Below are 21,850 nucleotides of genomic sequence, written 5' to 3'. Positions count from 1 at the left end.
CGGCTGCTACCAACCTGATGGCCGGGTACAGCTAGACGGCATGGTGATCGACAACCCTCACTACCTGCGGCCGGCGGAGTACCCCGCGGCCCGCCTCACCGAGGCGAGCCGGTACCCCATGGTCAGGGTGGGTTCGCACGGCGACGAGGACGTGGACCGAGGGTGGGGGTCGCTCACCGACGGCGAACTGCGAGTCGTGGCCGGGGTCGCTGCGGGCATGACCAACCGCGCTATCGCCACGGAGCTCCACCTCTCGCGTCACACCGTGGACGCCCACCTGAAGCACGTGTACCGCAAGCTCGACATCCACACGCGAGTCGAGCTGACCGTGCTGGCGCTGCAGCATCACCTTCCCATGGGATAGCCGGAGACCTGCCCCTCAAAGATCACCCGTTCACGGGATGCCGGTGACGTGGCCCCTGAGGAGCATGGTCACACACGAGCTTCCGGCGAATGGAGTGGTCATGGGCAGGGCAGTTGGCATCGACCTGGGAACGACGAACTCGGCGATCGCAGCGATGGAGGGTGGGCAGGCGCAGGTGATCCCGAACGCGGAGGGCAACCGGACGACGCCGTCCGTGGTGGCTTTCCTCGAGAACGGTGAGCGCCTGGTCGGCCAGATGGCGAGGCGGCAGTCGATCCTGAATCCGAAGGGGACGATCTACTCCGCGAAGAGATTCATCGGTCACAAGTTCGACGAGGTCAGCAGCGAGATGAACACCGTCTCGTTCGATGTGGTTGCGGGGTCCGACGGTGCGGTGCGCTTCCAGGTCAACGACAAGATGTACGCGCCGGAGGAGATCTCCGCCCAGGTGCTGCGCAAGCTGGTCGACGACGCCGGGAAGTTCCTCGGTGAGCGGGTCACCGAGGCGGTCATCACCGTCCCGGCGCACTTCAACGATGCGCAGCGTCAGGCCACGAAGGACGCCGGCCGGATCGCGGGGCTCGAGGTCCTCCGGATCATCAACGAACCGACGGCCGCTGCCCTCGCCTACGGGATGGACAAGCTCGAGAACGAGACCGTGCTGGTCTTCGACCTCGGGGGCGGCACCTTCGATGTCAGCGTCCTCACCGTGGGGGACGGCGTGGTGGAGGTCCGGTCGACAGCGGGAGACACCCATCTCGGCGGCGATGACTTCGATCGCCGGATCGTGGACTACCTGGCGGACGAGTTCAAGAAGTCCAATGGCATCGACCTGCGCGACGACTCCCAGGCATTGCAGCGACTGTTCGAGGCTGCCGAGAAGGCCAAGGTCGACCTGTCGGCCGTCAGTCAGACCGCGGTCAACCTCCCGTTCGTCACCGCGGATGCCTCCGGACCGAAGCATCTCAACGTGAACCTGATGAGGTCGTCGTTCGAGCAGCTGACCGCCGACCTCGTCGAGCGCTGCCTCGGCCCTGTCAGGCAGGCGATGGAGGACGCCAAGGTCACCACCGACGACATCGACGAGGTCATTCTCGTCGGCGGCTCGACGCGGATTCCGGCCGTACAGGCATTGGTGCGCCGCCTGACCGGGGGCAAGGAGCCCAACATGACCGTCAACCCGGACGAGGTCGTGGCCGTCGGTGCAGCCGTCCAAGCGGCGATCATCAAGGGCGACGTGAAGGATGTGCTGCTGCTTGACGTCACGCCCCTGTCGTTGGGGCTGGAGACGATGGGCGGGGTGATGACCAAGGTCATCGAGCGCAACACGACAATTCCGGCCCGGCGGACCGAGATTTTCAGCACCGCGGAGGACAACCAGTCCGCCGTCGACGTCGTCGTGCTCCAGGGCGAGCGGGAGAGGGCGGCCGACAACCGGGTGCTGGCACGGTTCCGTCTGGAGGACATCCGTCCCGCCCCGCGTGGGGTGCCCCAGATCGAGGTGACCTTCGACATCGATGCCAACGGCATCCTGCACGTCTCGGCGCGGGACAAGGACACCGGTGCCGAGCAGGAGGTGACCATCAGCGAGTCCTCCACGCTGAGCCAGGAGGAGGTCGAGCGGATGGTCAGGGACGCCGAGACCCATCGCGGTGAGGATGCTGCCCTGCGTGAGCGGGTCGATGCTCGCAACCAACTCGACTCCGTGGCCTACCAGGTGCGCAAGACCCTCGACGAAGCCGCCGCGTCCGTGCCCGAGCACGACCGCGCTCGTGCCGAGATGCTGGTCGAGGAGGCGCGCCAGGCCGTGGAGGGCGACGAACCGGTGGACCGCCTCCGCGCCTTGACAGGGGAGCTCCACCAGCTGAGCCAGGCGCTCGGCGCCGCCGCCCGGGATGGCGGGCCGTCGAGCGGGTCGGCGAGCTCCGCCGCCGAGCCGTCCGACAGCGGCGACGACGACGTCATCGACGCCGAGTTCACCTCCCACTGACCGCCATGTCCGACCACGAGGCACCCACGACCGAGACCCCCTCGACCGAGACCCCCACGACCGAGGCCCGGTCGGGCGACGCGCCGGACGATGCCACGCCCGAGACTGTCGGCCAGTCGCGCCAGGTCGCCGAGCTCGAAGACGCGTGGCGGCGCACAGCTGCCGAGCTCGACAACTTCCGCAAGCGGTGCGCACGCGACGTGGTGCGCGCCCGCGAGCAGGAACGGGCGGCCGTGGCCACCAGGTGGCTGCCCGTCCTGGACAACCTCGAGCGAGCGCTCGAGCACGCGTCGTCCGACCCCAGCTCGGTGGCCGAGGGCCTGCGAGCAGTGCTCGCGCAGGCGGTCGGCGTCCTGGCCGACCTCGGCTACCCGCGTCGTGAGGACGACGGCCGGGCCTTCGACCCCGCCGTGCACGAGGCGGTCAGCACCGTGTCCGGTGAGGGGCTGACGCCCGGCACCGTGGCCCAGGTCGTCCGCCCCGGATACGGACCCGACGACAAGCTCCTGCGTCCGGCTGCTGTCGTGGTGGCAACCAGGGCTTCCTGATGGCCAAGGACTTCTACGAGGTCCTCGGTGTCTCTCGCGATGCCGACCCGGCCGAGATCCAACGCGCCTACCGCAGGCTTGCGCGCCAGAACCACCCCGACGTCAACAAGCAGGCTGGGGCCGAGGAGAGGTTCAAGGACATCGCCGAGGCCTACGACGTGCTGTCGGACCCCGAGCAACGGCGGCGCTACGACGCCTTCGGCGAGGACTTCCGACGTGTGCCACCCGACGCGGACCCGGCCGCCTGGCGCCAGGGCCGCGCCTATGCCGATGCGGCGGCAGGCGCACGCGGCCGATGGTCGGGGGGCGGGCCGTCCGGCGGCTTCGGCGGGGCCGACTTCGGTGACGAGATCGACATCGAGGACCTGCTCGGGGGGATCTTCGGTGGGCGAGGGCGGGGCGGCCGGGGCCGGGCCGGCTGGGGACCCGGCCCGGTCCCGGGCGCCGACCACGAGGCGGAGGTGGAGGTCTCGGTCGAGGAGGCCTACCGCGGCACCGAGCGCAGCCTCACGATCACGGGTCCGGACGGCCCCCGCACGCTCGACGTCACCATCCCGCCGGGAGTCGTCGACGGCCAACGGATCCGACTGCGGGGCCAGGGCGGTCCGGGCAGCGGCGACGCGGCGGCCGGAGACCTCTACCTGGTGGTCCGGATCGCCGACCACCCGCGCTACCGGGTCGAGGGTCGTGACGTGCACGCACTCCTGCCGGTCGCTCCGTGGGAAGCCGCTCTCGGGGCGTCGGTGTCCGTCGACACGCCCGGAGGAGCGGCCACGGTCAAGGTCCCGGCCGGGTCGTCCAGCCACCGCCGCCTGCGGCTCAAGGGCCGTGGGCTCCCTCACCCGAAGGGCACGCCCGGGGACTTCTACGCGGAGCTGCAGGTGCGCGTGCCCCGCACCCTGTCCGACGACGAGCGGCGGCACTTCGAGGAGCTCGCGAAGGTGTCCCGCTTCGACGCGAGGAGTAGACGATGACCGCGACCACGCGCTTCGAGCTGGCCCGACCCCACCGGCTGAGCCTGGAGAGTTATGCGCAGGTCACCGGCGTACACCCGGAGCTGGTGCGCCGCCTGGTCGCGCTCGGGCTGCTGCAGGTCACCCGCGACGCGCAGGGTCGCCTGTGGTTCGACCCGTCCCAGGTGAAGGAGATGGCCAGGATCCAGCGGCTGCGGATGAGCCTGAACCTCGGCTACAGCGCCACCGGGCTGGTGGTCCAGCTGCTCGACCGGATCGCGGAACTGGAGAACGCACAACGGCGCACGACACGACGAGGAGGCGCTCCATGGACATGAATAGACTGACCCAGAAGTCGCAGGAGGCGCTGCACGACGCGCAGACCAAGGCGCTGCGCTTCGGCCACACCGAGGTGGACGGCGAGCACCTGCTGCTCGCGCTGCTCGACCAAGCCGAGGGGCTCGTCGCGCCGCTGCTCGCACGCGCCGGGGCCGACCCGGACCGACTGCGTGAGGAGCTCGAGGCCGAGCTCGGCCGGCGCCCGCGGGTCAGCGGGCCGGGCGTGACGCCTGGGCAGGTGCACGTCACGCAGCGCCTTTCGCGGCTCCTCGACGCTGCCGACGGCGAGGCGCGCAGGCTCATGGACGAGTACGTCTCGGTCGAGCACCTCGTGATCGCGCTGGTGGAGGAGGGCTCGCAGTCAGCCTCTGGGCGGCTCCTGCGGGACCAGGGCCTGACCCGCGACTCCTTCCTGGCTGCGCTGACCGAGGTGCGCGGCCACCAACGGGTGACGTCTGCGACGCCCGAGGGGACCTACGAGGCGCTGGGCAAGTACGGCCGTGACCTCGTCGAGGCCGCGAAGGCGGGAAAGCTCGAGCCGGTGATCGGCCGGGACTCCGAGATCCGTCGGACCGTCCAGATTCTGTCCCGGAAGACCAAGAACAACCCGGTCCTCATCGGCGAGCCCGGAGTGGGCAAGACGGCGATCGTCGAAGGCCTCGCCCAGCGGATCGCCGACGGGGACGTCCCCGAGGGCCTGCGGGACAAGACCGTCTTCGCGCTGGACATGGGTGCGCTGATCGCCGGCGCGAAGTACCGCGGCGAGTTCGAGGAGCGGCTCAAGGCGGTGCTCAACGAGGTGCAGAGCGCCGAGGGCCACATCCTGCTGTTCGTCGACGAGCTCCACACCGTCGTGGGCGCAGGCGCCGGTGAGGGTGCGATGGACGCCGGCAACATGCTCAAGCCGTTGCTCGCACGCGGCGAGCTGCACATGATCGGCGCGACCACGCTGGACGAGTACCGCTCGCACATCGAGAAGGACGCCGCCCTCGAGCGCCGGTTCCAGCCCGTGTTGGTCGACGAGCCCAGCGAGGAGGACGCTCTCTCGATCCTGCGTGGGTTGCGCGAGCGGTTCGAGGTCTTCCACGGGGTGAAGATCCACGACGGCGCCCTGGTGGCGGCGGTGACGCTGAGCCACCGCTACATCTCCGACCGCTTCCTGCCCGACAAGGCCATCGACCTCGTCGACGAGGCCTGCGCGATGCTGCGTACCGAGATCGACTCGATGCCGGCCGAGCTGGACGAGCTCACTAGGCGCGTGACCCGGATGGAGATCGAGGAGGCAGCGCTGTCGCAGGAGGAGGACGCGGCGAGCAGGGCCCGTCTGGAAGAGCTGCGCAGGGAGCTGGCCGACGCCCGGGCCGAGGCCGACGCGCTGCGCGCACAGTGGGAGGCCGAGCGGTCGGCGCTACGCGAGGTGCAGTCCCTGCGTCAGGAGCTGGAGCAGGTACGGCTGGAGAGCGAGCGGGCCGAGCGCGAGTACGACCTCAACCGGGCAGCGTCCCTGCGGCACGGCCGGTTGCCGGAGATCCAGCGGCGGCTGGAGGCGGCCGAGTCGCGGCTCGCGGGCAAGCAGGGCGGTCGCCGGCTGCTGCGCGAGGTGGTGACCGCAGACGAGATCGCCGACATCGTGTCGCGCTGGACCGGGATCCCGGTCACCCGCCTGCAGGAGGGAGAGCGCGACAAGCTGCTCCGGCTCGACGAGGTGCTCCACGAGCGGGTCATCGGCCAGGACGAGGCGGTCCAGCTGGTGGCCGACGCGGTCGTCCGCGCCCGCTCCGGCATCAAGAACCCCCAGCGCCCCATCGGGTCGTTCATCTTCCTCGGCCCCACAGGGGTGGGGAAGACGGAGCTGGCCAAGACGCTGGCCGCGGCCCTCTTCGACACCGAGGAGAACATGGTCCGGATCGACATGAGCGAGTACCAGGAGCGGCACACGGTCAGCCGGCTGGTCGGAGCACCCCCGGGCTACGTCGGCTACGAGGAGGGCGGTCAGCTCACCGAGGCCGTGCGGCGCAAGCCCTACTCCGTCGTCCTGCTGGACGAGATCGAGAAGGCCCACGTGGACGTCTTCAACACGCTGCTGCAGGTGCTCGACGACGGCCGCCTGACCGACTCGCACGGCCGGACCGTCGACTTCCGCAACACCGTGCTGATCATGACGTCCAACATCGGCTCGGAGCACCTCCTCGGGGGGATCACCGCGGACGGCGAGGTCGAGGACGAGGCCCGCTCGATGGTGATGCGCACGCTGCAGTCGCACTTCCGCCCCGAGTTCCTCAACCGCGTCGACGAGATCGTGATGTTCAAGCCGCTGACGTTGGCCGAGATCGTGCGCATCGTCGACCTCCAGCTCGAGGAGCTGCGGGTCCGGCTGGCCGGCATGCGGGTCACCCTCGAGGTCACGACCGAGGCGCGCCGGTTCATCGCTGACCAGGGCTTCGACCCGGCGTACGGCGCCCGCCCGCTGCGGCGGTACATCTCCCGTGAGGTGGAGACCCAGGTGGGCCGAGCGCTGATCCGCGGCGACGCGGCCGACGGGGGCACGATCTGGGTGGACGTGGCCGACGGGGAGCTCGTGGTGACCGCGTCCAGCAGTCCGACAGAGGGGCAGACAGTGGCATGACCGCGACCACGGAGAGGAAGACGACGGTCGTGTGCGGGAACTGCGGAGCCAGGAACCGCGTCCCAGCGGTTGCCGGGGGCACGCCGCGCTGCGGGAGGTGCAGCACTCCGTTGCCCTGGGTGGTGGACGCGGACGACGCTGACTTCCACGCGGTTGTGGACGAGTCGAGCATCCCGGTGCTGGTCGACGTGTGGGCTCCGTGGTGCGGCCCATGCCGGATGGTCAGCCCGGCCCTGGAGAAGCTGGCTGGGGAGCTGGCCGGCAACCTCAAGCTGGTCAAGGTCGACGCTGACGAGAACCCGATCGTGAGCCGTAGGTTCGGGGTCCAGTCGATCCCGACGCTGGTGCTCCTCGACCACGGAGAGGTGGTCGACACCCAGATCGGCGCCCTTCCGGAGAACCTACTGCGCTCGTGGCTCGAGTCGAGGCTGCCGATAGGGGAGCGATGACCGCGCACCCGGGGGGCCTCGGCGCCGACCCGCACATCCGCGTCATCCGGCCCGTGCCGCCACCCGCTCAGCACGCCTGCGCGGAGTGCGTGCAGCTCGGCACCCCCTGGGTGCACCTGCGCCAGTGCCTGACCTGTGGCCAGGTCGGGTGCTGCGACTCCTCACCGATGCGACACGCGCGCGCTCACGCCGCCGCGACGGGTCACGTCATCGTGCGTTCGATCGAGCCGGGAGAGAACTGGAGATGGTGCTATGTCGACGAACAGTTCGTCTGAGCTCGAGATGGCGGACCTGCCCGAGACCCCCGACACCACCGGCGCCTATCCCCGGCTCAATGACGAGCAGATCCTGCTGCTCTCGCAGCACGGCGAGCGGAAGGCGCTGGCCGAGGGCGCCACGCTGTTCTGCGCGGGAGACCGCGACTGCGGCGTGTTCGTCGTCCTGGACGGCAAGGTCCGGGTCGTGCAGGAGGAAGGTCCCGGTGGGGAGGCGCGAGTGATCGCCGTCCACGGGCGAGGCCGCTTCGTGGGTGACCTGTCGATGCTGACCGGCCAGGCGGTCTACGTCACCGCCGTCGCTCAGACCGACGTGGAGGTCCTCGAGGTTCTCTATGACGGCCTCAAGGAGGCGGTCACCCAGGACCAGGCGCTCGGAGATCTGATCCTGCGAGCCTTCGTGCTCCGACGCAAGATCCACGCCGGCCTCGGCGCGGGATTGAGGATCATCGGCTCCCGCTACTCAGCCGACACCCGCCGGTTGAGGGACTTCGCGAGCCGCAATCGCATCCCGTCCCGGTGGGAGGACCTGGAGGATGACCTGGATGCCGAGGCGACCCTGCGAGCCTTCGACATCCCGCCCGACCAGACGCCCGTCGTGATCTGGAAGGCGCGGACGGTCCTGCGGAACCCCAGCAACACGGAGCTGGCCGAACTCGTCGGTCTTCGTGCGGCGCCGAGCCGGTCGGCGTACGACCTGGTCGTGGTGGGCGCAGGCCCGGGTGGTCTTGCCGCGGCGGTGTACGCCGCCTCCGAAGGACTCTCGACGGTGGTCGTGGACGCGCTCGCCACCGGCGGGCAGGCAGCCACGTCGTCCCAGATCGAGAACTACCTGGGGTTCCCCGCCGGTGTCTCCGGGGCGGAGCTGGCCGACCGGGCCGTGGTGCAGGCGCGCAAGTTCGGCGCCGCCTTCAGCATCCCCGGCGAGGCGACCTCCCTCACACACGCAGACGGCTACCACGTGGTGGGGTTGGCGGAGGGGGAGGATCTGGTCGCGCACGCCGTCGTCGTCGCGACGGGTGTGCGCTACCGGCGTCTCGACGTCCCCGGGTTGGATCGACTCGAGCGCAGCAGCGTCTACTACGCCGCTACGGAGTTCGAGGCCCGGCTGTGCCAACAGGACCCCGTCACCGTCGTCGGGGGTGGCAACTCGGCGGGCCAGGCGGCCTGCTTCCTGGCCCGCCGTTCACCGGTGGTCAACCTGGTCATCCGGCACGACGACCTGGGACGGGACATGTCCCGCTACCTGGCCGACCGCGTCGAGCAGTCACCACGCATCAAGATCTGGCGCCGCAGCGAGGTGAGCGAGCTCGTCGGGCACGAAGCGCTCGAGGAGGTGGTGTTGCACGACCTCCGCACCGACGCGAAGCAGCGCGTCGCGACCACGGCCATGTTCGTGCTGATCGGAGCGACCCCGTACACGAGCTGGCTCGAGGGGCAGATCGCGCTGGACGCGAAGGGGTTCATCCTCACCGGGCCCGTGGTCGACGGCTCCGAGGGGGGCATGTTCGAGACCAGCCGTCCGGGCGTCTTCGCCGTGGGCGACGTACGCAGTGGGTCGGTCAAGCGCGTCGCCTCCGCAGTCGGCGAAGGCTCGGTCGCGATCCGCCAGGTGCACGGGTTCCTGGAAGCCGAGGGTCGCCGGTGAGCAGGAGCAGACCCGTAGAGCCCTCAGCGTCATGGAGGAGCGGGAGCTCAAGACCAAGGTGATGCGGTTCGTCGGTGAGATCGGCATCGCCCCCGCGGGCAAGGTGCACACCGTGGCCTTCGACGTGGTGAGAGGCGAGGTCGGCACCCGGTAGATGTGTGTCACCCGTTCCGCAGGACGTCGCCCGGCTCCTGCCGGTACGTGTAGGCGGCGGCCCGGACCGCCTCGTCGCTCTCCAGGCCCGCGCCCAGGGCTCCGCCGACCGTCGCTAGGGCGCTGGCCAGCAGCGCCAGCTTGAGGTAGTCGCCGACTCGAACCGCGTGTCCGAGGTTCTCCTCGAGCAAAGGCGCAGGCACCAGGAGTGGGGTGGTCAGAAGTGCGAGGAGCAGGAGGGCTGTGTACAGGAAGAACACGCCCAGCACGACCGTTCCCGTCGTGGCCAGGTTGAACAGGATGACGTGCTTCCCACCCGCCGGATTCGAACCGCGCTCCCACAGGCCCGCTCCGAGGATCAGGGAGGCCGTGATCGCCGTGACGGCGCCCACCCCGATCGCCGCGAGCCTGGTCCAGCTGAGCGCGTCGCCCAGCTGCCAGATATCGGATGTGACCAACGCGAAGACTCCGGCTGCCAGAGCGGCGGTCAGAGCCTTGGAGAGTCCCATGGCAAGCCGCCAGGGCTGGTTGGCTCGGATCATCCCGACCAGGAGTCGCACGTTCCCGCTCAGGACCCTCGCCGTGAACATGACGCTGCCGTCTCCCGCTTCCTGCTGACTCCCGAGCTCGCGAGCGCGGCGCCGCAGGGCGGCCTCCGAGCTGGAGGGCGCGTGATCCTCGGCCTCCCCGAGCAAGGTGCGCACGAGACCGACGACTACGTCACGGGCGCGTCGACGCAGTCCCACCACCCCGAGCGCCGGCAGGCACACGACAGCCACTCCGTGCAGCGGGCTGGCATGGGCGACCACCGGCCGGCGACGAACCCTGAGCGGCAGATCCGTGAGGCAGACGATGAGGTCCCAGGCCTCCGCCAGGAGCCGCTCCCGCGCCGCGCCGACGAGCACGGCGTCGTCAGCAGGTGGGTGGACGAGGGCATCTACCACCGTTGGCACCCGCCATCGGACGGTCGGCATCAGCACACTCAACTCTGCGCGCAGGTCCTCGGCGAGATCAGCCGCGACCTCGGCGGCCGTGCCCGGAGCCGAGATGAGCCCGATCACCACCTCACCGGCACTCATGGGCAGCCGGCCGGGCTGCACGAATGGGCCCGAACGTTGTACGTCATGCACACGAGTGTCGCCCAGATCGACAGATCGTGGGACCCGCGCCAGCATGCTCAGGCCGACTGTGAGCATCCACTCACTGGCCGCACCCTCGGCGAACACGCGGGACAGGCGCCGGTCGTAGTGGGGGCACTGCGGACTTAAAGGCCCAGCCTCGTGAGGCTGTCCAAGTGGCGTCGTCAACGTCGAGTGCTCGTCGGAGAGCTTGTCGCCCGGACGTGACCACGGAGCGTGCGGCTCCGCTTGAGCGCGGCTACCGGCGAGAGGCAAGCAGGAACACAGCGCGATCGGGCTATGGGGCGTCTGGGAGGTCGCGTCGCCGGGCGACGTGTAGGACGGCTCCCCAGCCGCGGCGGAGTAGCCCGTCTGCGCGCTCGTCCATTCGGCGCCGGATTTCCGAGTACAAGCGCCGCCGCTTCCACGGCTCCATCGCGATATGGCCCGAGAACGTGTCGAGCAGCCGGGTGTAGCCGTCGGCGTCGTAGGCGACCTCCCAGTCGAAGTGGCGCACCAGGACCGGTTCGAACAGTCCGCTCGCCTCGATGTCCTCGCGCTGGTCGGGTAGCTCTCCGGGCCGGGGGCACGTCACCCCGTCGGGCAGCCCTTCGCCGATTTCGTCGTAGATCTCCTGTAGGTCGACGAAGAAGCTGTCTCCGCCCTCCGGAAAGACGTGGGTGGCACTCCAGAACGCCAAGTGGCCTCCCGGGCGCAGCAACTCCCACGTGCGCCGGTAGCGAACCGCTGGATCGAGCCAGTGCCAGGCGGTGGCCGCGAACACTAGATCGAACCGCTCGTGCGCCGAGGGGTCTATGTCTTCGAACATGCTCTGGACGACCTCGACGTCGGGGAATCTCGCCAGGTTTCGCCGCGCCGCGGCGGCCAGCGCTGGGCCAGGCTCGACGCAAGTGATGCGAAAACCTCGGCGCACTAGGGGCAATGTCGCCTTGCCGGAGGCGCTCCCAATCTCCAACAGCCGGTTGTCCGCACTGAGCCCAGCGGCGGCGATCATCGCCTCGTAGAGATGCTCGGGGTACTCGGGCCGGGCCTGCTGGTAGAGATCAGCGGCCGAGTCGAAGGTCATCCGCAGCCCGCACTGATCAGTCATGCAGCGATCATCCCCTTTCCCCGTTGCCGTCAGCGATCCGCAACCGGAACGCAGTCAATGCGGCTCAGGCGGCCCCTTGGCGCACACAACTCTTCGTATTACGATGAGTTCATGAAGCGAACGATTCAGGGCCAAGAGGTCGACGAAACTCAAGTCGATGATTGGGTCGCCGAAGCCGAAGTGGGCTACGACGTAGATGAGTTGCGGGCTCGCTGGGGCCGTGCCCCGCGGGGGACCGCAGCCGCGCAGGTAGTGCCTGTTCGACTCACTGCGGAAGAGCTTGCGGCAGTGATGGCGCGCGCCGAACGCGAGGGCTTGAACCGCTCCGAGGCCATCCGAGCGGCTCTCGAAGCGTGGTCGCACGTCGCGTGATCGTCCGTCCCTCAGCACGCAAGCACGGAATTGACGACGCAGACATTGTCGTCGTGGCGCTTTCTCCGCTGGCCTCAGGTCCCTTGGACGAGGAGGTGCCACAGCGTCAACTGCGCATCGGTTTCGACACCCGTGCGCGGCTACTTGAGATCGTGGTGCTCGTGTGGGACGACGGCACCGAAGAAGCCATCCATGCAATGAAGTGCCGCCCGATGTACCTGCACCTGCTCGATTGACGCCGCCGCCAAAGCACTCAACTCAAGCATGTCCGGACGTCCCGTTCGGCGATCCCGCACTGACACGCTCCGCGAGCCGATCGCTCCTCCAGACGAATGTTGTTCGAGCAGGTCCCAGCGGTTGCCTGCGACGTCGACGAAGACGACGACTTGAGCGGATCGACTTCCGGAACGAAAGACTTTGCTCAGGGCCCAGCGCACGATCTGCGGATCAGCGTCGAACAGGGCTTGCGCGCCTGCGACGGCATCGTCGGTCAGGCGCACGCTGGCCCACAGAGGCCGAAGCTCCGACAGTTCTCCGTACCGCCAACGACGAGCGCGCTCGAAGTCCACTGCGGCCCTGTAGATTTCCCGACGTGACCACCAGCGAAGCCGAGACGAGCACCCCGCCGCCGCGGCACTGGGAGGCCGACGTCCTCCTGCGCGACGGGAAGTCGGCGCACATCCGGCCGATCCGGCCCGAGGACGCCGAGCTGATGGTGGAGTTCTACAGCCGGGTCTCCGACGAGTCGAAGTACTACCGGTTCTTCTCGCCGATGCCCAACCTCTCCGAGCGGGACCTGAAGCGCTTCACCCGCGTCGACCACGTCAACCGCGTCGCCCTGGTGCTCATCTCGGCCGAGAAGATGATCGCCGTCGGCCGCTACGACATGGTCGAGCCCGGCAAGGCCGAGGTCGCCTTCCTCGTCGAGGACGGCCACCAGGGCCGCGGCATCGGGCAGCTGCTGCTCGAGCACCTCGCCCAGGCCGGCCGCGAGCGGGGGATCGAGCGCTTCATCGCGGAGGTCCTGCCCGACAACCAGGCGATGATCCACACCTTCAAGGACGCCGGCTACCGGGTCGCCAGCGCCTACGACGAGGGCGTGATGGAGCTCGAGTTCAGCATCGACCCGACCGACACCGCCATCGGCGTGATGGCCCAGCGCGAGCACCGTGCCGAGTCCGCCAGCATCGAACGCTTCTTCCGGCCGCGCTCGGTCGCGGTCATCGGAGCCAGCCGTCGCCAGGACACCATCGGCCAAGCCTTGGTGCGCAACCTCGTCACCGGCGACTTCACCGGCCGGGTCTACGTCGTCAACCCCAGCGCCGACGCGGTGTCCGGCATGCCCGCCTACAAGACCGTCGGCGACATCCCCGGCGACGTCGACGTCGCCATCGTGGCCGTGCCCGCCGACGCCGTGCAGGACGTCGTCCTCGACTGCGCGGCCAAGGGCGTGCACGGACTCGTCGTCATCTCCTCCGGCTTCGCAGAGACGGGCGAGGAGGGCCGGGTCCGGCAGCGCCGCCTCGTCGGGCTCTCGCGCTCCTACGGCCTGCGGCTGATCGGCCCCAACGCCCTCGGCGTCATCAACACCGACCCCGAGGTCAGCCTCAACGCCTCGCTGTCCTCGCTGATGCCGCCGCGCGGTCGCGCCGGCTTCTTCTGCCAGTCGGGCGCCCTCGGCTCGGCGATCCTGGAGAAGGTCAACAACCGGGGCCTGGGCCTGTCGACCTTCGTCAGCGCCGGCAACCGCGCCGACGTCTCCGGCAACGACCTGCTGCAGTACTGGCTCGAGGACGACGCCACCGAGGTCGTGCTGCTCTACCTCGAGTCCATCGGAAACCCGCGCAAGTTCTCCCGGATCGCCCGCCGTGTCAGCCGCCGCAAGCCGATCATCGCCGTGCGCTCCGGCCGCAGCACCCAGGGCGTGCCGATGGGCCACGCGGTGCGCAAGATCGCCGCGCCCGGGCAGGCCGTCGACGCGATGTTCCGGCAGGCGGGCGTGATCCAGGTGGACACGCTGGAGGAGATGTTCGACGTCGCCCAGCTGCTGGCCCACCAGCCGCTGCCGCGTGGTCGCCGGGTCGCCGTCGTCGGCAACTCCGACGCCCTCGGGCTGCTCGCCGCCGACGCCGCCACCGGTGTTGGCCTGGTCGTCAACAAGCAGGTCGCCCTCGGTGCCGACGCGGGTGCGGAGGACTTCGAGGACGCCCTCGACGCCGCCATCGACGACCCCGAGGTCGATGCCGTGGCCGCGATCTACATCCCGCCGCTCAACGTCTCCGGCGAGGACGTCGCCAACGTCCTCGCGGCCGTCGGCGAGCAGTCGGACAAGCCGATCGTCTCCACCTTCCTCGGTGCCGAGGGCGTGCCCGAGCTCCTGCGGGTCCCCGACGTCGCCGGCTCGAGCGCCGGTCGCGGCTCCGTGCCGTCCTACCCGGCCGTGGAAGCGGCGGTGCGCGCCCTCGCGCGCGTCGTGGAGTACGCCGTGTGGCTGCGCACGCCCGACACGCCGGCCTCCGACGAGGAGCTCGTCGACCGGCAGGCGGCTCGGCGCGTGGTCAACGAACTGCTCATGCACCACCCCGAGGGCCACGACCTGTCGTTGGCGGAGCAGCGTGAGCTGTTGGCGGCGTACGGCATCGAGCTGTGGGAGACGGTGCCGGTCGGCACCCTCGACGATGCCCTGGCCGCCGGGACCCAGCTGGGCTGGGACGTGGTGCTGAAGGCGACCGCGCCCCACCTGCGCCACCGCCCCGACCTGGCCCACGTCTGGCGCAACATCGATACCGCCGCCGACATGACCGACGCGTGGAGCTCGCTCAACGACCTCATCACCGAGCCCGAGTCCGCCGGCTTCGTCGTCCAGAAGAACGCACCGCCGGGTGTGCCGGTCGGGATCTCCTCGATGGAGGACCCGCTCTTCGGGCCGGTGCTCTCCTTCGGCATCGGCGGACCGCTGACCGAGCTGCTGGGCGACCGGTCCTTCCGGATCCCGCCGCTGGCCGAGCACGACGCGCAGGACATGGTCCGCGAGATCAAGGCCTCGCCGATCCTGTTCGGCTACCGCGGCAGCGAGATCGTCGACGTGACGGAGATCGAGCGACTGGTGCGCCGGGTGGCGCAGATCCAGAACGACCTGCCCCAGGTCCGGGCGCTCGAGCTGCCGCTGATCCTGGCGGGCGCCAACGGGGCAGCGGTGCTCGGCGGTGCCATCAGGATCGAGCCGGTCATCGACCCCCGCTCCGACTGGTTCGTCCGGCGGCTGTCCACGCCGCCGGGGGACACGCTGCCCGACTGAACCCGCAGCCTGCGTGACAGACTGCGGCCATGCGCAGCAAGACGTCCGACAACGGGCCAGCGGGAGAACTTCGACGAGCCATCGACCACACCGGCTACTACCCCGAGGTGGTCTCCGACGGAGTCTTCTCCGCGGTGGGCGGCGAGGAGATGCTGGCGTTCTACCTGCACCACGAGCCCACCTTCGACCGCGACGAGGTGCGCCGTCACCTGACCGTCGCCGTGCTGACACCGACGCGGCTGATCCTGGCGCACACCGACGAGCACCCCGGTGACGACCTGCTGCCCGATCCCTACACCTCGACCTCCACCGAGGCGGTCTCGCTGTCCGCGGTCCGCTCGGTCGTGGTCACGCGGATGATCGCCAACCCGACCTCGGGCCCGTCCTCGCCCGCGGAGGCCGTCATGACGATCGGCTGGGGCGGTGTCGGTCGCATCGACCTCGAGCCGGCCGGTTGCGCCGACCCCGAGTGCGACGCCGACCACGGCTACACCGGCGTCATTGCCGGCGACGACTTCTCGCTGCGCGTCTCGGCCGCGGCCGACGGCGGCGAGGCCGTGGGCAGGTTGCTGGGCTTCGCCGAGTCCCTCTCGTCCCTGACCAGGTGAGCGAGCGCAGCGAGTGAACAGATCAGCACAGCGCGACCGTGCCTCGCGCGCGCACGGAGCGAAGCGAGTACGCGCGTGAGCTACTTCCAGCTGCCGGCCTACGGCGAGCGCTCGCTGGGTGACGTCGTGCCCGCGGTCGCCCGCGCGCTGGGGATCGACCCCTCGGTCGCCGGTGCCGCACCGACCGGGCTGTTGCTGCCCGACGCAGCGGCGTACGTCGTCTTCCTGATCGACGGCCTGGGCTCGGAGCTGCTCCGGCGCTACTCGCACGCCGCGCCGTTCCTCTCCTCGCTGGTCCAGGGTGGGGCCGTGGGCACCGCGGGCGTGCCGTCGACGACGGCGACCAGCCTGACGTCGCTCGGCACCGGCCTGGTCCCCGGCGCCCACGGGCTGATCGGCTTCACCGCGCGCATCCCCGGAACCAACCGGCTGATCAACCACCTCTCGTGGGACAACCAGGTCGACCCGCTCGACTGGCAGCCCCACCCGACGGCCTTCGCCCGCCTCACCGCGGCCGGCGTGCACGTCGCGGTCGTCAACAAGCGCGAGTTCGGCGGCTCCGGGCTGACTGTCGCCGCCCACCGCGGCGCGACCTACGTCGGCGCCGACCGCGTTGGCGAGCGGATCGCGGCGATGGTCGCCGCGGCGGCGTACTCGCCGTCGCTGACCTATGTCTACGACTCCGACCTCGACTGGACCGGCCACAAGTTCGGCGTCGCGTCGACGCAGTGGCTCCAGCAGCTCGCGATGGTCGACGCCGAGGCCGAGCAGATGCGCGAGGCGCTGCCGCACTCGGTGCGACTCGTCGTCGTGGCCGACCACGGGATGGTCGACTCCGACGAGGCGTCGCGCGTCGACGTGGACGAGGTGCTGGAGCTGCGCGACGGCGTGGACCTGCTCGGTGGCGAGGCCCGGTTCCGCCACCTCTACTGCTCGCGCGGCTCCGTGGACTCGGTCGTGGCGACCTGGCGCGAGGTGCTGGGGGAGCGGGCGCTGGTCCTGACGCGCGACGACGCCATCGCGCGCGGCTGGTTCGGGGACGTCTCGCCCGGTGTGCTCCCGCGCGTCGGCGACGTCATGGTCGCCTGCCGCGGCGACGCGGCGATCGTCTCGACCACCGACTTCCCCTACGAGAAGAAGCTGATCGGCATGCACGGCTCACTGACCCCGGCCGAGATGCTGATCCCGATCCTCGTCAGCTGACCCTGCCGAGCCGGCGTCAGCCGAAGGGCAGCGGTTCGGGGGCGAGCGAGACGGCCTTGGCGCGGGCCGCCGTCAGGCGCCGCCGGTGGTGCTGGCGGCAGAGCACCTCGTAGGCCACGTCTGCCGGGGGCTCGTCGGCGGCCTCGACGTCACCGACGACCACGACGTCACCCTCGGTGACCATGTTGCCGTCCACCGTGCGGGCGTTGTGGGTGGCGCGCTTGCCGCACCAGCACAGCGCCTCGACCTGCAGCACGTTCATCCGGTCGGCGATCTCGACGAGCCGGCGGCTGCCGGGGAACAGCTGGGTGCGGAAGTCGGTGAGGATCCCGAACGCGAAGACGTCGATCTGGAGCTCGTCGACGACCTTCGCCAGCTGGTCGATCTGGTCGGGGGTGTAGAACTGGGCCTCGTCGCAGACGAGGTAGTCGATGCGCCCGCCGGCGGTCAGCGACGTCACGACATAGCGCCAGAAGTCGAAGTCGGGGGCGACCTCGAGCGCGTCGTGGGTCAGTCCGAGGCGACTGGACAGCACGGCCTGCCCGGCGCGGTCGTGGCTGGTGAAGATCCTCCCGACCCGGCCGCGCGCAGCGTGGTTGTGGTTGGTCTGCAGCGCCAGGGTCGACTTGCCACTGTCCATCGTCCCGGTGAAGAAATGCAGTTCAGCCACGACGCGAGATCCTGTCACATCCGGTCGAGCGCGGCGGCACTACGGTTGGCTGCGTGAGCTCTCCCCTGATCTCGGCCGCCGAGCTGTCCTCGATCCTCGCGGGGGTCACCGTCCTCGACGTGCGCTACCGGATGGGCGGGCCGACCGGCTTCGAGGAACACGCGTCGGGGCACATCCCCACAGCGGCGTACGTCGACCTCGACACCGAGCTCGCGAGCGCACCCGCAGACCCGGTGGACGAGCGGGGGAGACACCCCCTGCCGGACCCGGAGGTGTTCGTCGCGGCCATGCGGCGTGCCGGGGTGAGCGGCGACCGGCCGGTGGTCGTCCACGACGACTGGCAGGGCCGCGCGGCCGGGCGCGCGTGGTGGCTGTTGCGCGACCACGGGCACCCCGACGTGCGGGTGCTCGACGGCGGCTGGCCCGCCTGGGTCGCGGCGGGTGGCGCGGTCAGCACGGAGTCGGTCGCACCGGAGCCGGGTGACTTCGAGGGCACGCCCGGGTCGATGCGGGTCGTGGACGCGTCGGACGTGTGCGACGTCGACGTCCTCATCGATGCCCGCGCACCGGAGCGCTACCGCGGGGAGATCGAGCCGATCGACCCGGTCGCCGGCCACATCCCCGGCGCGGCCAACGTCGACACGTCGCGCAACGTGACCGAGGACGGGACGTTCCGCTCGCCGGCCGAGCTGCGCGAGATCTATGCCGCGGTCGGTGCCGTACCCGGCGCCGACGTCGCCGCCTACTGCGGCTCGGGCGTCACCGCGACCCACGACCTGCTCGCGCTCGCCGTCGCCGGGGTGGACGCGGCGCTCTATCCGGGCAGCTGGTCGGGCTGGGCATCGGACGAGAGCCGCCCCGTCGAGCGCAGCTAGGGGTCAGGAGACCTCGACCGCGTCGCCCACGCTGATCCGGCCGGTCGACTCGGGGACCAGGTGGATCGCGAACATCGTCTTGTGGTCGAAGAGCCGGTGCCGGGCCAGCGTGCGGATCGGCTCCTTGCCGGTCTCCAGCGTCGCGGGGTCGATCGTCGTCATCACGCACCGGTCGGTCTGCTTGGCGACGCGGAACCGCACGTCGCCGATGACGACCGTGGTCCAGCCGTCCTCGGCGAACGGGATCTCCCCGTCGGCGACGAGGTTGGGCCGGAACCGCTCCATCGGCAGGGGAGCGGGCGGGACCTCGCCGCGCTCGAGGGCGCCTTCGGTGATCCAGTCGTTGAGCTGGCGCAGCGAGGCCTCGGTCGCGATCGTGACGGGATAGCCGTCGGCGTACGCCGTGAAGTCCTCGGGTCGTGAGTGGGCGGGGTTGAGCGTGCGTCGGGTCGGATCGTCGCACCAGACCAGCCGGAGGTCGTCGCGGCCGACGGCCTTGCGCAGCCACGCGTCTGCCTCGGCGCCGGCGGGGATGCCCTCGAGCTCCCGGGAGAAGACCTTGGTGCGCACGCGATCCCCGGTCGGTTCGTCGAGCAGGAGGTCGGGCAGGTCGGCCGCACGCAGCCGGAGGGCGGTGCTCAGCGAGGCATCGGTCGCCGGGGTATCGGCCGTGACCGCGAACAGTCCGTGCTCCTCCCGGGCGGTGAGCACCACGCCGTCGGCATCGACGACTCCCCACGACCGGTCGGTCGCGAGCCCGCCGAAGAGCACGTCCGCCGAGGCCACGGGCCGGATCGCCATGCTCTTGACGGGGTGGATGTTGAGCGCAGTGAGTCTCACCAGTGGATGCCCTTGAAGACCTTCGCCAACATGATCTGCTCGGACTCGCGGGTGCCACCGTCGGGCGTCTCTCCCTTGGCGGCCGCCGAGTCGGGGAACACGTGATAGGCCATGTTCAGCAACCTGAACGCCGCCTTCGGCGCCACCGTGTGCGCGATCGCACCGACGTTGCCCAGCGCGGTGTTGATCTCGTGCGGCCGGTCGACCATGGCCCTGATGAGGATGTCGGCGGCCTGGGCCGGCGATATCGTGGGGAACTTGTCGTAGAGCTTGGTCGGCGCGATCATCGGCGTCCGTACGAGGGGCATGTGGATGTTGGTGAACGTGACGCCGTTGCCGACGACCTCGCTGGCCACGACGTTGGACCACGAGTCGAGGGCGGCCTTCGAGGCGACGTACGCGGCAAAACGCGGGGGATTGGTCTGGACTCCGATGGAGCTGACGTTGACGATGTGGCCAGACTTCTGCCTCTGCATCGCGGGCATCAGCCCCATGATCAGCCGGATCGCGCCGAAGTAGTTGAGCTGCATCGTGCGCTCGAAGTCGTGGAAGCGGTCGTAGGAGAGCCGCAGCGAGCGGCGGATCGAGCGGCCGGCGTTGTTGATGACGAAGTCGATCGACGGCAGCTCCGCGCTCATCTGCGTGCACAGCGCGTCGATCGCCTCTAGGTCGGACAGGTCGCACGGGTAGACGTGGGCCTGCCCACCGCGCTGCTCGATCAGCGCCCGGGTCTCCTCGAGCTTGTCCTTGCCGCGGGCGACCAGCACCGGGATGCCGCCGCACTGCGCGACCTTGAGCGCGGTCACCAGGCCGATGCCGGACGAGGCGCCGGTGATGACGACGTGCTTGCCCTCGAGAGCCGCGCGGTTGGTCGAGCTGCGCCCCGTCGTCTCGTCGAGGTTGTCCTCCCAGTAGCCCCACAGCGTGCGGGCGTAGGACTCCAGGTCGGGCACCGCGATGCCCGAGCCGGCGAGTGCTTCCTCCGTACGGCGAGAGTCGAAGACCGCCGTGAAGCTGGTGTGGCCGACGACCTCGGCCGGGATGCCGGCACGCCCGATCGTCTGGTCGAGCAGGAGCTGGATCGGCCCCGATCGGACCAGTGCTCCCACCATCGTCGAGGGCCGCAGGGGCCGCGGCACCAGCTTGGAGGCCGTGATCCGTCGGTCGATCGGGGTGGCGAAGCGCGGCGCACCGGCGGCCGCGCAGAAGAGTCCGATCGTCTCCACGACCGGCTGTGGCTCGGGGTTGACGAGGTGGAAGGCCTCGCCGTCGTGGCCAGGGGCGTGCGCCAGGTGGTCCATGGCCTTGGCGACGTAGTCGACGGGCACGAGGTTGGTGTCACCGAGGTCGACGCCGACCAGCGGCAGCCACGCCGGGAGGTTGTCGCGCAGCAGCTTGAGGACGGGGAAGAAGTAGTAGGGACCGTCGACCTTGTCCATCGCGCCCGTCTCGGAGTGCCCGACCACGATCGCCGGGCGGTAGACCCGCCACGGCACGGTGGACTCGTCACGGACGATCGCCTCGGACTCGTACTTCGTGCGGTGGTAGGGCGACGGCAGGTGCTGCCCCTCCGCGAACATCGTCTCGTCGAAGGTCCCGCGGTGGTCCCCGGCCGCGGCCACGCTGGAGACCTGGTGGAAGCAACCGGCGCCGATCTCCTCGGCGAGGGCCAGCGCGTGGCGGGTGCCGTCCACGTTCATCGCGTCGTTGGTGGCGTCGTCGGCCGTCATGTCGTAGATCGCCGCGAGGTGGAAGAAGTGGTCGATCTTCCCCGTGTTGGCCGCGGTCCACGCCGGATCCACACCGAGCCCGGGCGTGGCGAGGTCGCCCTCCACCGGGATCACCCGGTCGGTGCCCCAGCGTCGGATCAGGGCGTCGATGCGACCGCGCGAGCCGGGTCGGACGAGGACGAAGACGTCGCCCTCGCGGTGGTCGAGGAGCTCCTCGACGAGGTGACGGCCGATGAAGCCCGTGGCGCCGGTGACGAAGTAGGACATGACCGGAGACTAGTGAAGGACTGCTTCGCTGACGAGGACGAAGATCTACTTCTCGCCGGGCCCGCCGAACATGATCTCGTCCCAGCTCGGCACCGACGCGCGGCCACGGGCCTTGCGGGCGGGGCGGCGCGACGGCGGCTCGTCGGCAGCGGGGCTGCGGTCGTCCTCGGCGGCGGGCTCGCTCGGCGGGGTGTCCTGCTCGGAGTCGTCGTCGGAGGAGTCCGCGGCCTCCTCGGCGTCCTCGGCGAGGTAGGCCTCGACGGGCTGTTCGGTGCCCAGGCCGGCCTCGGTGAGGTCGATCGTGGTCTCGGCCGGGCTGGCGTCGTCCGGCTCGTCGGCGACGAGCTCGATCGCGTCCTCGCCGAGCGGCAGCTCCTCGGCGGGTACGGCGTTGAGCCGGCGCACCCGCGTCG

21 protein-coding genes and 1 pseudogene are annotated in these 21,850 nt (G+C 70.2%); 15 read left to right on the top strand and 7 right to left on the bottom strand.

All coding sequences use genetic code 11. From position 1 onward, the window contains the following. The 10 genes from CF8_RS11610 to CF8_RS23475 all read left to right on the top strand — a co-directional run. Window positions 1-364: response regulator transcription factor (locus CF8_RS11610; protein ID WP_232211499.1), on the top strand; the 364-nt coding region annotated here is incomplete at its 5' end. A 100-nt stretch (window positions 365-464) separates the two neighbouring features. Then, window positions 465-2,354 carry a molecular chaperone DnaK gene (dnaK, locus tag CF8_RS11605; protein WP_036490821.1) on the top strand — a complete coding sequence of 630 codons (1,890 nt, stop codon included), beginning with the start codon at window positions 465-467 and terminating at the stop codon, window positions 2,352-2,354. Between the two features lie 5 nt (window positions 2,355-2,359). Continuing rightward, entirely contained in the window at window positions 2,360-2,902 is a 543-nt protein-coding gene (locus tag CF8_RS11600) for a nucleotide exchange factor GrpE (RefSeq protein ID WP_010833311.1), read from the top strand. Beyond that, the gene (locus CF8_RS11595) at window positions 2,902-3,876 is read left to right on the top strand and encodes a DnaJ C-terminal domain-containing protein (protein WP_010833310.1); all 975 of its coding nucleotides are present in this window, start codon (window positions 2,902-2,904) and stop codon (window positions 3,874-3,876) included. The genes CF8_RS11600 and CF8_RS11595 overlap by 1 nt, the downstream gene beginning before the upstream one ends. After that, complete coding sequence (locus CF8_RS11590; protein WP_010833309.1) at window positions 3,873-4,193, top strand: chaperone modulator CbpM; 321 nt, start codon at window positions 3,873-3,875, stop codon at window positions 4,191-4,193. The genes CF8_RS11595 and CF8_RS11590 overlap by 4 nt, the downstream gene beginning before the upstream one ends. Next, window positions 4,184-6,820 carry an ATP-dependent chaperone ClpB gene (clpB, locus tag CF8_RS11585; RefSeq protein WP_010833308.1) on the top strand — a complete coding sequence of 879 codons (2,637 nt, stop codon included), beginning with the start codon at window positions 4,184-4,186 and terminating at the stop codon, window positions 6,818-6,820. The genes CF8_RS11590 and clpB overlap by 10 nt, the downstream gene beginning before the upstream one ends. A 119-nt stretch (window positions 6,821-6,939) precedes the next feature. Next, complete coding sequence (trxA, locus tag CF8_RS11580) at window positions 6,940-7,269, top strand: thioredoxin (RefSeq protein WP_232211498.1); 330 nt, start codon at window positions 6,940-6,942, stop codon at window positions 7,267-7,269. Next, window positions 7,266-7,544: a UBP-type zinc finger domain-containing protein gene (locus CF8_RS11575; RefSeq protein ID WP_010833306.1), complete on the top strand. Its 279-nt coding sequence runs from the start codon at window positions 7,266-7,268 to the stop codon at window positions 7,542-7,544. Before trxA ends, CF8_RS11575 begins: the two co-directional genes overlap by 4 nt. Further along, entirely contained in the window at window positions 7,522-9,192 is a 1,671-nt protein-coding gene (locus CF8_RS11570; protein WP_036490814.1) for an FAD-dependent oxidoreductase, read from the top strand. The genes CF8_RS11575 and CF8_RS11570 overlap by 23 nt, the downstream gene beginning before the upstream one ends. 31 nt (window positions 9,193-9,223) lie before the next feature. Further along, on the top strand, window positions 9,224-9,346 hold the full coding sequence (locus tag CF8_RS23475) for a hypothetical protein (protein ID WP_269634793.1): 123 nt from the start codon (window positions 9,224-9,226) through the stop codon (window positions 9,344-9,346). Window positions 9,347-9,353: 7 nt separating this feature from the next. Here CF8_RS23475 and CF8_RS11565 read toward each other — a convergent pair whose 3' ends face one another. After that, a complete protein-coding gene (locus tag CF8_RS11565) occupies window positions 9,354-10,571 on the bottom strand; it encodes a hypothetical protein (RefSeq protein ID WP_010833304.1) in 1,218 nt (405 codons plus the stop codon). Between the two features lie 190 nt (window positions 10,572-10,761). Beyond that, window positions 10,762-11,574, bottom strand: a complete 813-nt coding sequence (locus tag CF8_RS11560) for a class I SAM-dependent methyltransferase (protein ID WP_010833303.1) — start codon at window positions 11,572-11,574, stop codon at window positions 10,762-10,764. A 111-nt stretch (window positions 11,575-11,685) separates the two neighbouring features. Here CF8_RS11560 and CF8_RS11555 point away from each other — a divergent pair, with 111 nt between their 5' ends. Beyond that, window positions 11,686-11,946, top strand: coding sequence for a ribbon-helix-helix protein, CopG family (locus tag CF8_RS11555; RefSeq protein WP_036490812.1), 261 nt, complete (start codon window positions 11,686-11,688; stop codon window positions 11,944-11,946). A gap of 140 nt (window positions 11,947-12,086) precedes the next feature. On the opposite strand, the gene CF8_RS22020 is transcribed toward CF8_RS11555, so the two are convergent. Next, window positions 12,087-12,515, bottom strand: coding sequence for a hypothetical protein (locus CF8_RS22020; protein ID WP_156887212.1), 429 nt, complete (start codon window positions 12,513-12,515; stop codon window positions 12,087-12,089). A 23-nt stretch (window positions 12,516-12,538) separates the two neighbouring features. Between CF8_RS22020 and CF8_RS11540 the strand changes: the two genes are divergently transcribed. The 3 genes from CF8_RS11540 to CF8_RS11530 all read left to right on the top strand — a co-directional run bounded on the left by CF8_RS11540 (window position 12,539) and on the right by CF8_RS11530 (window position 17,055). Beyond that, window positions 12,539-15,244, top strand: coding sequence for a bifunctional acetate--CoA ligase family protein/GNAT family N-acetyltransferase (locus CF8_RS11540; RefSeq protein WP_010833301.1), 2,706 nt, complete (start codon window positions 12,539-12,541; stop codon window positions 15,242-15,244). A 29-nt stretch (window positions 15,245-15,273) separates the two neighbouring features. Beyond that, window positions 15,274-15,852 carry a DUF5998 family protein gene (locus tag CF8_RS11535; RefSeq protein ID WP_010833300.1) on the top strand — a complete coding sequence of 193 codons (579 nt, stop codon included), beginning with the start codon at window positions 15,274-15,276 and terminating at the stop codon, window positions 15,850-15,852. 75 nt (window positions 15,853-15,927) lie between these two features. Further along, window positions 15,928-17,055, top strand: coding sequence for an alkaline phosphatase family protein (locus CF8_RS11530; RefSeq protein WP_010833299.1), 1,128 nt, complete (start codon window positions 15,928-15,930; stop codon window positions 17,053-17,055). A gap of 16 nt (window positions 17,056-17,071) precedes the next feature. Here CF8_RS11530 and CF8_RS11525 read toward each other — a convergent pair whose 3' ends face one another. Beyond that, the gene (locus CF8_RS11525) at window positions 17,072-17,725 is read right to left on the bottom strand and encodes a thymidine kinase (RefSeq protein ID WP_010833298.1); all 654 of its coding nucleotides are present in this window, start codon (window positions 17,723-17,725) and stop codon (window positions 17,072-17,074) included. A 53-nt stretch (window positions 17,726-17,778) separates the two neighbouring features. Here CF8_RS11525 and CF8_RS11520 point away from each other — a divergent pair, with 53 nt between their 5' ends. Continuing rightward, window positions 17,779-18,600 carry a sulfurtransferase gene (locus tag CF8_RS11520; RefSeq protein WP_010833297.1) on the top strand — a complete coding sequence of 274 codons (822 nt, stop codon included), beginning with the start codon at window positions 17,779-17,781 and terminating at the stop codon, window positions 18,598-18,600. 3 nt (window positions 18,601-18,603) lie between these two features. Here the strand turns inward: CF8_RS11520 and CF8_RS11515 are convergent, their stop codons facing one another. The 3 genes and pseudogenes from CF8_RS11515 to CF8_RS22545 form a co-directional block, all read right to left on the bottom strand. Beyond that, window positions 18,604-19,440, bottom strand: a complete 837-nt coding sequence (locus CF8_RS11515) for an MOSC domain-containing protein (protein ID WP_010833296.1) — start codon at window positions 19,438-19,440, stop codon at window positions 18,604-18,606. Next, window positions 19,437-21,437, bottom strand: a complete 2,001-nt coding sequence (locus tag CF8_RS11510) for an SDR family oxidoreductase (protein WP_010833295.1) — start codon at window positions 21,435-21,437, stop codon at window positions 19,437-19,439. The genes CF8_RS11515 and CF8_RS11510 overlap by 4 nt, the downstream gene beginning before the upstream one ends. Before the next feature lie 45 nt (window positions 21,438-21,482). Further along, window positions 21,483-21,850 (bottom strand): annotated as a pseudogene (locus tag CF8_RS22545) (hypothetical protein); the annotation flags it as partial.

Origin of the sequence: Nocardioides sp. CF8, assembly GCF_000389985.1 — a bacterium.
Lineage (GTDB): Bacteria > Actinomycetota > Actinomycetes > Propionibacteriales > Nocardioidaceae > Nocardioides > Nocardioides allogilvus.
The sequence above is the reverse complement of the archived record's forward strand: the minus strand, read 5'-3'. Positions and strand labels throughout refer to the sequence as shown.